This is a genomic window from Lachnoanaerobaculum sp. ICM7 (assembly GCF_000287675.1).
In the GTDB taxonomy this organism is placed as follows: Bacteria; Bacillota; Clostridia; order Lachnospirales; family Lachnospiraceae; genus Lachnoanaerobaculum.
Genome location: NZ_ALJL01000021.1, coordinates 98,022 through 109,657, shown reverse-complemented (window position 1 = coordinate 109,657; position 11,636 = coordinate 98,022). Strand labels below are relative to the sequence as shown.

At 37.6% G+C, this 11,636-nt stretch carries 12 protein-coding genes; 10 read left to right on the top strand and 2 right to left on the bottom strand.

What is annotated here, in order from left to right; translation table 11 throughout:
* The first annotated feature begins 18 nt into the window (after positions 1 to 18).
* From hydA to moaC, 9 genes are all read left to right on the top strand, one after another.
* The gene (hydA, locus tag HMPREF1140_RS05605) at positions 19 to 1,410 is read left to right on the top strand and encodes a dihydropyrimidinase (protein WP_009662876.1); all 1,392 of its coding nucleotides are present in this window, start codon (positions 19 to 21) and stop codon (positions 1,408 to 1,410) included.
* Between the two features lie 144 nt (positions 1,411 to 1,554).
* Positions 1,555 to 2,586 carry a molybdopterin-binding protein gene (locus HMPREF1140_RS05600; RefSeq protein ID WP_009662921.1) on the top strand — a complete coding sequence of 344 codons (1,032 nt, stop codon included), beginning with the start codon at positions 1,555 to 1,557 and terminating at the stop codon, positions 2,584 to 2,586.
* A gap of 20 nt (positions 2,587 to 2,606) precedes the next feature.
* On the top strand, positions 2,607 to 3,635 hold the full coding sequence (locus tag HMPREF1140_RS05595) for an XdhC family protein (RefSeq protein ID WP_009662855.1): 1,029 nt from the start codon (positions 2,607 to 2,609) through the stop codon (positions 3,633 to 3,635).
* Positions 3,636 to 3,643: 8 nt separating this feature from the next.
* Positions 3,644 to 4,615, top strand: coding sequence for a GTP 3',8-cyclase MoaA (gene moaA, locus HMPREF1140_RS05590; RefSeq protein ID WP_035619969.1), 972 nt, complete (start codon positions 3,644 to 3,646; stop codon positions 4,613 to 4,615).
* Positions 4,615 to 5,544 carry a molybdopterin adenylyltransferase gene (gene mog, locus HMPREF1140_RS05585; RefSeq protein WP_009662908.1) on the top strand — a complete coding sequence of 310 codons (930 nt, stop codon included), beginning with the start codon at positions 4,615 to 4,617 and terminating at the stop codon, positions 5,542 to 5,544. Before moaA ends, mog begins: the two co-directional genes overlap by 1 nt.
* A 19-nt stretch (positions 5,545 to 5,563) precedes the next feature.
* Positions 5,564 to 6,469, top strand: coding sequence for a molybdate ABC transporter substrate-binding protein (gene modA, locus HMPREF1140_RS05580; RefSeq protein ID WP_009662882.1), 906 nt, complete (start codon positions 5,564 to 5,566; stop codon positions 6,467 to 6,469).
* Positions 6,462 to 7,130 (top strand): molybdate ABC transporter permease subunit, encoded by a 669-nt coding sequence (modB, locus tag HMPREF1140_RS05575; protein ID WP_009662933.1) that lies wholly within the window; start codon positions 6,462 to 6,464, stop codon positions 7,128 to 7,130. Before modA ends, modB begins: the two co-directional genes overlap by 8 nt.
* A gap of 1 nt (position 7,131) precedes the next feature.
* Positions 7,132 to 8,163 carry a sulfate/molybdate ABC transporter ATP-binding protein gene (locus HMPREF1140_RS05570; RefSeq protein ID WP_009662863.1) on the top strand — a complete coding sequence of 344 codons (1,032 nt, stop codon included), beginning with the start codon at positions 7,132 to 7,134 and terminating at the stop codon, positions 8,161 to 8,163.
* 12 nt (positions 8,164 to 8,175) lie between these two features.
* Positions 8,176 to 8,640: a cyclic pyranopterin monophosphate synthase MoaC gene (gene moaC, locus HMPREF1140_RS05565; protein ID WP_009662902.1), complete on the top strand. Its 465-nt coding sequence runs from the start codon at positions 8,176 to 8,178 to the stop codon at positions 8,638 to 8,640.
* Between the two features lie 72 nt (positions 8,641 to 8,712).
* On the opposite strand, the gene HMPREF1140_RS05560 is transcribed toward moaC, so the two are convergent.
* Complete coding sequence (locus tag HMPREF1140_RS05560; RefSeq protein ID WP_009662890.1) at positions 8,713 to 9,594, bottom strand: SH3 domain-containing protein; 882 nt, start codon at positions 9,592 to 9,594, stop codon at positions 8,713 to 8,715.
* Between the two features lie 203 nt (positions 9,595 to 9,797).
* Positions 9,798 to 10,166, bottom strand: a complete 369-nt coding sequence (locus HMPREF1140_RS05555; RefSeq protein WP_007596054.1) for a RidA family protein — start codon at positions 10,164 to 10,166, stop codon at positions 9,798 to 9,800.
* A gap of 192 nt (positions 10,167 to 10,358) precedes the next feature.
* On the opposite strand from HMPREF1140_RS05555, the gene HMPREF1140_RS05550 reads away from it, so the two are divergent.
* Positions 10,359 to 11,633 (top strand): SPFH domain-containing protein, encoded by a 1,275-nt coding sequence (locus HMPREF1140_RS05550; protein WP_009662858.1) that lies wholly within the window; start codon positions 10,359 to 10,361, stop codon positions 11,631 to 11,633.
* Positions 11,634 to 11,636: the final 3 nt, after the last annotated feature.

Below are 11,636 nucleotides of genomic sequence, written 5' to 3'. Positions count from 1 at the left end.
GCTATGTAAGGAGATAATATGAAGAGAGTTTTTATTAAGGGTGGAAAAATAGTAAATTCCAAAGAAAGCTTTGTTGCCGATATACTCATTGAAGATGAGAAAATAAGCAAAGTATTTAAAAACGGTGAGGTAGCCAAGCTTGATGAAGGTACAAAGGTAGTAGATGCTTCCGGTAAGCTTATATTCCCGGGATTTATTGATGCACATACACATTTTGAATTGCATGTGGCAGGCACAGTGACATGTGATGACTTCTATTCAGGAACAAGAGCGGCGATAAGCGGTGGAACTACAACTATTATCGATTTCGGAACCCAGTACAAGGGAGAAACTCTTAATGAGGGCATGGACAATTGGCTTGAGAAGGCTAAAGATGGAGTATTCTGTGACTATGGAATACATATGTCAATCAGTGATTGGAATGAAGAGGCTAAACGCCAGTGTCAGGATATGATGGACAGAGGCGTTACCACTTTTAAAATCTATCTGACATATGATATTCTCCTGCATGACAATGAGGCTTTTGAAGTACTGCAAAGACTTAAGGAAGTAGGAGCTATTACAGGAGTACATTGTGAGAATGCCGGACTTATATTTGCACTTCAACAGGAATTTGTGGAAGCGGGATTACAGAACAAGGTTTCATCTCATTATAAGACCAGACCGGCAGCTGCGGAGGCGGAGGCTATTAACAGAATACTTCATCTTGCCGAGGTTGCAGGGAGCGATATAATTGATGTCCATCTGACCTGTAAGGAAGGACTTGATGAGATAAGGGCTGCAAGAGAAAGAGGACAGAAGGTATATGCGGAGACCTGTCCACAGTATCTTACGATGACCAACAGTCTGTATGAGTTACCCGGATTTGAAGGAGCCAAGTATGTTATAGCGCCACCACTTAGAGAACAGTCCGATATTGATGAGCTTTGGAAGGCTATTGCGGACGGAGAAATTCAAACTGTAGCAACAGATCACTGTTCTTTCACATATGAGCAAAAGAAACTTGGAATGGAAGATTTCAGAAAGATTCCGGGAGGAATGCCGGGTGTAGAGACAAGAGGTATTGTAATGTATTCCGAAGGCGTTGCTGCGGGCAGAATCAGTGTAGAAAAGATGTGTGAAGTACTTTGTGAAAACCCTGCAAAACTCTATGGACTTTATGACAGAAAGGGATTCATAGAGGAAGGCTTTGATGCCGATATCGTCATATTAGATCCTAATGCGCAGACTAAGATTACTGCCGCTGCTCAGGTTTCAAAATGTGACTATGCACCGCTTGAGGGTAAGGTTCTGAGCGGACATATCGACACAGTATTCTTAAGAGGTAGCGAAATAGTTGACAATACCAAAATCAAAGATACTCCTGAAGGTAAGTTCTTAGCAAGAAAGCCGTATCAGAAATTTTTATAATAATTAGTTTTTTAGACGCCATGATTTATTCTGTATTTAAATAAATCATGGCGCTTTTATTGATTTTATAGTATAATGCTCTAATATAGAAAAAAATGGTGTAGCGGATTGGCTCAAACCGTTACGGAATATAGAAGGGGAAATATGCGACTTATTGATACAAAAGATGCCGTAGGGCATATGCTCTGTCATGATATAACGCAGATCATAAAAGGTGAGAAAAAAGGTCCTGTGTTCAGAAAGGGACATATAATAAGAGAAGAAGATGTGGAGGTACTGCTTTCAGTTGGTAAGGATCATATCTATATCTGGGAAGTAAATGAAAATATGCTGCATGAAAATGATGCGGCACTTATGCTTTATGATATGTGTAAGAATGAACATCTTACAAGAGATCCGGATATAAAAGAGGGTAAGGTCGAGTTGATTGCAGAATGTGACGGACTCTTAAAGATAGATAAGGAAAGAATCAACAAGCTCAATTCACTTGGTGAGATGATGATTGCGAGTATACATGATAACTTCCCTGTAAAGGCCGGTCAGCATCTTGCAGGTATGAGAGTCATACCGCTTATTATAGAAAAAGAAAAAATGGAAAAGGCAAAGGAAATTGTGGGAGATAAGCCACTATTTGAACTTTTACCATATAAACAAATGAAAGTCGGAATAGTGACTACAGGTAATGAAGTTTACTACGGAAGAATAAAGGATACCTTTACACCTGTTGTTATAAACAAAATGAAAGAATACGGTGCTGAAGTTATAGCACATGAGATAAGCAGTGATGACGTGGAAATGGAAATAGAGTGCATAAAAAAGGTCATGGCTACAGGAGTGGATATTGTACTTTGTACAGGCGGAATGAGTGTGGATCCTGATGATAAGACACCTTATGCTATAGGACAGAATGCAAGCAGGGTTATTACTTATGGTGCACCTGTACTTCCGGGTGCCATGTTTATGCTTGCTTACGGCGGTGAAAATGAAAATGTAACCTTTATGGGACTTCCGGGCTGCGTAATGTATGAGAAGAAAACAATATTTGATATTGTATTGCCAAGAATTATGGCAGGGGAAAAGGTGGAAAAGTCTGATATTGACTGTTTGGGAGTAGGCGGATATTGCATGCATTGTCCGGTATGCATATTCCCGAATTGTTCATTTGGTGTGTCATAATTTTTTAAAGGAGCGAGGATATGGACAAGGAATTATACAAAGTTATAGCTGAGTCAAAGAAAAACGGATTAAGAACATTTGTATTTACATCATTGGGTGATAAAGATTATGGCAGTAAGGCTGTAATAAGAGAGGGAGAGCTTGTATGGATAAGTAAGGATACAAGCTTTTTCAAGGAAAATCTTGAACAGATAAAGGAAATAAATAAATCCGGTATGGTAGAGATAGCCGGTAACAGAGTATATGTAGAGCATATATGTAATACAAGCAAGATTGTAATTTGCGGTGCCGGTCATACAAGTATTGCTATGATTAAGATAGGTCAGATGCTTGGCTTTGAGATGGTAGTTGTAGAGGATAGAGAAGAATTTGCAGCCAAAGCAAAGAATGCAGGTGCAGACAGAGTTTGTTGTGAGGATTTTTCATCGGCACTTTCAAAATTTGAATCCGACTATGATACATATTTTGTAGTAGTTACAAGAGGACATCAGTGGGATAAAGAATGTATCAGAGAAATCCTTAAGAAACCATATGCCTATGTAGGACTTATGGGTGCAAAGAGAAGAGTCGGCTTTGTACTTGATGCCATCAGAAGTGAGGGTTATGATGAAAAGAAGATTGATGAAATCTATAGTCCGATAGGACTTGATATAAATTCAGAGACTCCTGTAGAAATAGCTATTTCAATTTTTGCCGAGATAATATCTGTAAAAAATGCAAAAAATAAAAATGTCGGCTATATAGACGGAATGCTTGAGAAGATAGAGAGCAGTGCCGAAAGAATGGTCATGGCTACTATAGTAGGAAAAAAAGGTTCAGCGCCAAGAGGTGTCGGAGCTAAGGCATTGTTTTTAAAAGACGGCAGCTTTGTCGGAACTATCGGCGGAGGAAAGGCCGAACATGACATTATGGTCAAGGTAGAAGATATACTTAAGAAAGAAGATGATATGCAACCATATTTATTAAATGTTGATCTTACAGATGATGAAGCGAGCATTGAAGGTATGGTTTGCGGCGGAAGAATAGAAGTACTTCTTGAACTTGTTTAAGATTAAATATGAGAGATTGTTACAATAGAAAAATTGACTATATGAGAATCTCCGTTACCAACAGATGCAATTTCAGATGCACATACTGTATGCCTGAAACAAAAAAAGTGGAAGAGACTCTAAGCCTGGATGAAATATATGAAGTGGCATTTGCGGCAAGCGAATGCGGTATTACAAAGTATAAGATCACAGGTGGTGAGCCTCTTATAAGAGACGGTATAGTTGATTTTATAAAAAAGCTTCATACCTTGGATAATATAAAAGACATTACAATGACAACAAACGGGTTTTACCTTGAAAAGCTCGCTAAGGATTTAAAGAAAGCGGGACTTTCAAGTGTAAATATAAGTCTGGACACTCTTAAGAAAGAGAAATTTAAAAAAATTGCCGGTGTTGATGCATTAAATGATGTAATGTCAGGTATAAAAGAAGCTATAAATGCAGGAATAAGTACAAAGATAAATACAGTAATACAAAAGGGTGTAAATGATGATGAGCTCTTTGATATTATAGAGCTTGCAAAGAATGATAAATTAAATATCAGATTTATAGAGATGATGCCTATAGGGCATGGCAAGGAATCAATCGGGATGAGCAATGTAGAGATCCTTGAAAGAATAAAAGAAAGATACAATGTTGCCGAGGATAATAAAAAGTATGGTAACGGTCCTGCAAAATACATAAAACTTGAAGGATTTACCGGAGCTATAGGCTTTATCAGCGCAATGCACGGAAAATTTTGCGACAATTGTAACAGAATAAGATTTACATCTACAGGAAAACTAAAACCATGTCTTTGTTATGAATCAAATATTGATGTAAAGGATATTTTAAAAAATACTGAAATCGGATTCGAAAAAAAGCATAATATATTAAAAGAAAAAATCAGAGAATGTATAGCAGGAAAGCCCGAAGCTCATGCTTTTGAAGACTTGTCAAAGATCAGTGAAATGAAAGATATGGTAGAAATAGGTGGGTAATGGAAAATAATATAGAAGTTTTAGCAGTATGTATCAGTGAGAAAAAAGGCACTGAGAAAAAAGAAGTAGAAAAAATTGTATTAAAAGAAGATTGGGGCATCGAGGGAGATGCACATGCGGGAAAATGGCATAGACAGGTCAGTTTATTGGCATTTGAAAAAATAGATGCTTTCAGAAAAAAAGGCGCCGAAGTAGATTTCGGAGCATTTGGTGAGAATATAATTGTGGGTGGCGTAGACCTTAGAAGTCTGCCTGTGGGAACTGTACTTGAAATAGGAGAGGCAAAGCTAAAAGTTACACAGATAGGCAAGGAATGTCACAGTCACTGCAATATATATAAAAAAATGGGGGACTGCATTATGCCAAGAGAAGGCATATTTGCGGAAGTATTAAAGGGGGGAGTTGTACAAAAGGGAGAGAGTATAAAAGTTATTGAAAAAGAAGAAGGTCCGTACAGAGTGGGTATAATTACCGTTTCTGACAGAGCTTCAAAGGGGGAATATGAGGATAAATCAGGTCCTGTGATAAAGGAATTGGTGGAAGCTGCCGGAATGGAGGTAGTTGATTATATTATAGTTCCGGATGAGAAAGGCCAAATAGCAAAAAAACTGTTGTATTTCAGTGATCAAAGACAGGTGGATTTAGTATTTACTACAGGTGGTACAGGATTTTCAAAAAGAGATGTTACTCCGGAAGCAACAAAGCAGGTTGTGGAAAGAGAAGTACCCGGTATAGGAGAGGCGCTTAGAGCCTATTCTCTTACAATCACACCGAAGGCTATGTTAAGTCGCCAAACTGCAGGTATAAGAGGAAATACTCTGATAATAAATTTACCGGGCAGTCCGAAGGCTTGTAAAGAGAATATTGAATATATAATGACACCGCTAAAGCATGGACTTGGAATATTAAGCGGTAGAGAGACAAATTAAAGATAAAAGGGAGACAGTTATGAGATTAAAGAATATTTGTAAGGTGTTTAGTGTAGTTGCAGCATTGACATTAGTAGGTTGTGGCGGACAAAAGGCCGCAGAAACCACAGCGCCTGAAACCACAACAACAGCAGAGTCAAAAGCAGAAGAGACTAAGGCAAGTGAAGAAACAACAAAAGCCGAGAACACAGCAGATGCATCAGCAATCAATGTATTTGCGGCAGCATCATTAAAATCTGCAATGGAAGAAATCATTACAGAGTACAATAAGGCTAATCCTGATGTAAAGATTGCTTTAAATACAGATTCATCAGGTAAACTTCAGACTCAGATTGAAGAAGGGTTTGCATGTGATATTTTCTTCAGTGCCGGAAAGAAGCAGATGGAGAAGTTAAAAGAAGGCGGATTTATCAAAGAAGGTACAGATGTTGATCTGCTTCACAATAAGCTTTGTATAGTTGCTCCTAAGAACTCAGAGACCAAGGTTACAGGCATTGCCAATATAAAGGATGCCAAGTCAATATCAATCGGTGAAACCGGCGTTCCTGCAGGTGCATATGCAAGAGAGGCGCTTTCAAAGGCTTATCCTGACCTTGGTATCAGCAAGGAAAGCACAGGTGCCGAGCTTCAGGAAAAGCTTGGACTTGAAGTGATTGAAAACTCTAATGTTACAAAAACACTTTTATCTGTTGTAGAGGGATTTGGTGAAGTAGGATTTGTATATGTTACAGATACTTATGGAAAAGATGATGTTCAGATCATTGAAAAGATAGATGAGAGCCTCACCGGAAAAATTACATATCCTATAGCAAGAGTAAACAATGACGAAGCTGATGAGAAGATAAGTGCCGAAGCCGACAAGTTCTATGATTACTTAAAGTCAGATGATGTAAAGAAAGTATTTGAAAAATATTTATATGAATAATGTTTTAGCACATTTAGACTGGAGCCCTTTTTTTATAACTCTAAAAATAGGGCTTCTTTCTACAATAATATGTTTTTTTCTGGGTGTGGGACTTGCCTATGTCAGTCTTTACATGAACAAAAGGATAATGGCGATATTTGACAGCATACTTACATTGCCCATGGTACTTCCGCCTACAGTAGTGGGATTTTTCCTGCTTCTTATATTTAGCCGAAGAAGACCGGTAGGCATCTTTTTATACAGTAATTTTCATATAAAAATAGTACAAAGCTTTATAGGTTGTGTACTGGCGGCATTCATTATAGCTTTTCCGCTAATGTATAAAAATGCCAAGTCGGCTTTTTTACAGCTGGATAAGAATCTTATATATGCAGGCAGAACTTTGGGGCTGTCGGAGTTTCAGATCTTCTTTAAAGTGGTATGTCCTATAACATCACCGTCACTTTTTTCGGGTGCGATTTTAAGCTTTGCAAGAGCGATAGGGGAGTATGGTGCTACATCCATGCTTGCCGGTAATATATCGGGAAAAACCTCCACAATATCACAGCAGATAGCTTATCTTGTACAAAATCAGAGTTATCTTGAAGCCGGAATATGGGTAGGTATTGTACTGTTTATCGCATTTTTAATAATGCTTTTGATGGAGTATATACAGAGGTAGTATGCTTGAATTAAATATAAAAAAGAAACTTAATAATTTTACTTTGGATATAGAATGTAAGCTGAACAGAAACAGAATAGGAATACTTGGTGGTTCAGGAGCCGGAAAAAGTATGATTTTAAAAATGCTTGCCGGTATTGAAAAACCTGATATAGGCTATATAAAACTTGATGATCGACTGCTTTTTGATTCTGAGAAAAAAATAGATATAAAACCTAAGGACAGACATATAGGATATTGCTTTCAAAACTACGCACTCTTCCCAAATCTTACAGTATATGAAAATATAGTTATAGGTCTCAGTAAGTCTGAGAGAGCTGATGCAGATAAGTATCTTGAGAAGTTTGAACTCACAAAGATAAAGGATTCGAAACCGAATAAGATAAGCGGAGGTCAGGCGGCAAGAGTTGCAATGGCAAGGATACTTATCAGAAAGCCGAAAGCATTACTGTTTGATGAGGCATTTTCTGCACTTGATATTTATCTTAGAGATCATATACAGGAAGAAATAGCACAGATTTTGGAAGACTTTGAAGGCAGTGCAATATTTGTTTCTCACTCAAGAGATGAGGTATACAGACTTTGTGACAGTATGATGGTAATTGATTCCGGTAAAATTTCAAATCTTGGAAATACAAAGAAAATATTTAAATACCCTGAGACAAAAATAACGGCAATACTTACAGGTTGTAAAAATATTTCCGATATAAGGTATATTTCAGATAATACTATAGAGGCTATAGATTGGGGAATAAAGTTTAAGTTTTTAAAAGAGCTGCCAAAGGATATAAATGCCATAGGCATCAGAGCTCATGAGTTCGTGCCTGTATGGGAAGAGACCGGTAATAATCTGATAGAGTTTAAATTAAAGAGTAGGGCAAAGCTGCCATTTGAGGATAATTATTATCTGTATACAAACGGAAGTTCAGACATTACCTGGCTCGTACAAAAGGATATAAAAGAAAAGATTGACAGCAGGGGATTGCCCAAATTCCTACAGATATATGAAGAAAATATATTATTATTGAAATAGAATGGAGAAGATATGGAATTTACACATTTTGATGATAACAAAAATGCGGTAATGGTAGATGTTTCAGATAAAGATATTACAAACAGAGTTGCGATTGCAACAGGAAGAATTACTCTTTGTGATGAAGCCATGCAGGCGGTGATGGGTAAAAAGATAAAAAAAGGTGATGTACTTACGGTGGCTCAGGTTGCAGGCATTATGGGACAAAAAAGAACTTCAGAGCTTATTCCCATGTGTCATAATATAAATCTTACAAGTTCAAAGATAACCTTTGAAATTGAAGGAAATGATATAATAGTATTTTCAAAATCAAAGACTACCGGTAAAACAGGTGTGGAGATGGAAGCATTGATGGGGGTAAATATTGCACTGCTTACCGTATATGATATGTGTAAAGCTATTGATAAGAGAATGCGTATAAGCGATATTCATCTTTTAGAGAAAACCGGAGGAAAAAGCGGAGACTTTTATTTTTAATAAAGAGTGAGGGTGTAACTTAGCTTTAAGTCGCACCCTCATTTTAAAATATTATATTTAAGTATAAATGTTTTATTGTGCCGGCTTAATATAAGCTGTAGCTACATAAGCCTGTCCGCCGTTATAATTGATAATAGACCATGTTGAATCATGTTCTCCTGCATAATCTACACTTACACCTACATTTAAAGTTGCAAGTATGTCTCCGTCAAGGCTTGGTGAAGAACGAACATGTAACCTTGCTGTTGTAACATACTTAACACTTGCAGCAGTCTCAGGTGCAGTCTCCGCACTTGTTTCTGAAGTATCGGTACTGTCTGATGAAACGGCTGTAGTAGTTGTAGTATTTGTTGTATTGGTTTTCTTCTTTGAAGGAACAAGTGATCTAAATAAAAGAATCAAAACAATAAGTATTACAAATCCTATGATTACCTTGGTCAAGTCTGCAGTGTTAACTGTAGGCTTTTTCTTGTTCTTTGAAGATTTTTTTACAACTCTTCTTCTTTGAGAACCCTCAGTACCTGTACTGCTTGCTCTTTTTTGAGAACTGTCATTTCTAATAGGTGTAACCACGGGTGATACACGGGTTTTTCTTGGAGAGTACTCATTTATAAATGTCTGTACTTCCTCCGAGAGCAATTGACAAGCAAAAGTTGCATTAAACTCCTCGTTATTATTTTCAAGTATCGCTTTATTTCCTATAGAACGAATTTTATGATAATGTTCAAATGAGTCATATGAAATAACATTACTTGTATACAAAGAATCTATAATATCGGTAATACTCTGCTCATCGTCATCATCACGACCGCTGAGTTGCTTTATTATGATTTCCAAAGTCTGTTTTGCCTTAATCATTGACAAGTTATACTCTTGAGCCGCCAAAAGCTTTTGGGTATCATAAACTCCGTTTTGAATCTGCTGCCATGCAGTATTGTTGGTTGAGTTTGCCATCAGGTAAACCTCCTATAAAATCGATTATATATCTGTGAATAAAAGTTCAAATACAAAGCTCACAGAAACCTAGCTTTATTATACAATATAAGCTGTATAAAAGACAATATTTAGTGAGAATTATTCGCAAAAAAGGAGATAAAATTTATAAAAAAATCGACTCTTCACAAGAAAGAGCCGATTTATAATTAAAATATTTTATTTTATGCCTCAGCGATGCACTCGATTTCGCAAAGAACTCCCTTTGGAAGATCTCTTACAGCGAAGCAGCTTCTTGCAGGCTTTGATGTGAAATACTTTGCATATACTTCATTGAATGCAGCGAAATCAGCAATATCTGCAAGGAAACATGTTGTCTTTACAACTTTGTCCATTCCTGAACCTGCAGCCTCCAAGATAGCGGCTACATTCTTGCAGCTCTGCTCTGTCTGTGCTGTGATTCCCTCAGGAACCTCACCGTTAGCAGGATTTACAGGAATCTGTCCTGATGTGAAAACAAGTCCGTTTGTGATAAATCCCTGTGAATATGGTCCTATTGCACCCGGTGCATTTTTTGTATCGATTACTTTCATGTGAATCTCCTTTTTCTTTTTCTTATATTTTATACTAATTTTTAGATTTGTACACCCTCTTTTTACTGTTGTATGTGAATTTTATTTGATTATAAATATTTAAGAATTGATTTACTGGTATTGATTGTAAAAAATTGATATAATTACATTATTATTGCTTCAAAGACTAAGCGTAACAGGAGGTTAGAATCTATGGGACTTATTTCAGCTATAAGCGGTGCCGCAGGAGGCGTACTGGCAGATTCATGGAGAGACTATTTCTATGAAGATTCGCTGGAAGGGGATATAATTGTAACAAAAGGTAAAAAAAGAGTGGACCAAAGAGGTTCAAATAATAAATCCACGAATAATGTTATTACTGACGGTTCTATTATTGCAGTGGCAGACGGACAGTGTATGATAGTCGTTGAAAACGGAAGAGTAAAGGATGTCTGTGCGGAAACCGGAAAATATGTTTACAGTAACACTGAAGAGCCTACGATTTTTGCAGGTAATCTGAAAGAGACAGTTAAAAGAACCTGGGAACAGTTTAAGAACAGACTTGTATTTGGCGGTGGTGCTACAGGAGACAGCAGAGTCTATTACATCAATACAAAAGAGATACCGGGATTTAAATTCGGGACTTCAACACCGATACCATATAGAATAGTTGATTCAAATATCGGATTTGATTATGAGACAAAAATCAGATGTCATGGCAGTTACTCTTTTAAAGTTGTAGACCCTCTGCTTTTTTATCAAAATGTATCAGGAAATGTAGACGGTGATTATAGACTTGAAGGACCTATGTTAGACCAGATGAATGCGGATCTTTTGAATTCACTTCAGCCGGCATTTGGAAGACTTTCAGGAATAGGATCAAGATACAGTGATATTCCAAACCATGCTATGGAACTTGCAGATGAACTTAACAGTATAATGTCAAGCAAATGGGGAGACAGACTGGGAATTGAAATCGTTTCATTTGCAATAAGTGGAATATCCATTCCACCGGAAGATGAAAAAGATATAAAGCAGATGCAAAGAGCAGCTGTTTTACAGAATGCATCTATGGCAGCCGCAAATCTTACTTTGGCTCAGGCTGATGCTATGAGAGATGCGGCAAAAAATTCAGGCGGTGCAATGATGGGATTTGCAGGCATGAATATGGCAGCCCAGATGGGTGGAATAAATGCAAATCAGCTCTATCAGATGGCTGCAGATGATAAGGCCAGGCAGCAGATGAATCAGGCCGGGCAGGCAAATACCATGCAGCAAAACGGAGTATCTCAGCAGGGCAGTACTCAGCAGGCGGCAACCACATGGACCTGCAGTCACGGACATGGAAACAATACCGGAAAGTTTTGCTCCGAATGCGGAGAGCCGAAGCCTGTGGCGGCTTCAATTCATTGCTCAGCTTGCGGATATACTCCAAACGATCCGAGCAATCCGCCGAAATTCTGTCCTGAGTGTGGAAAACCGTTCTAAAGA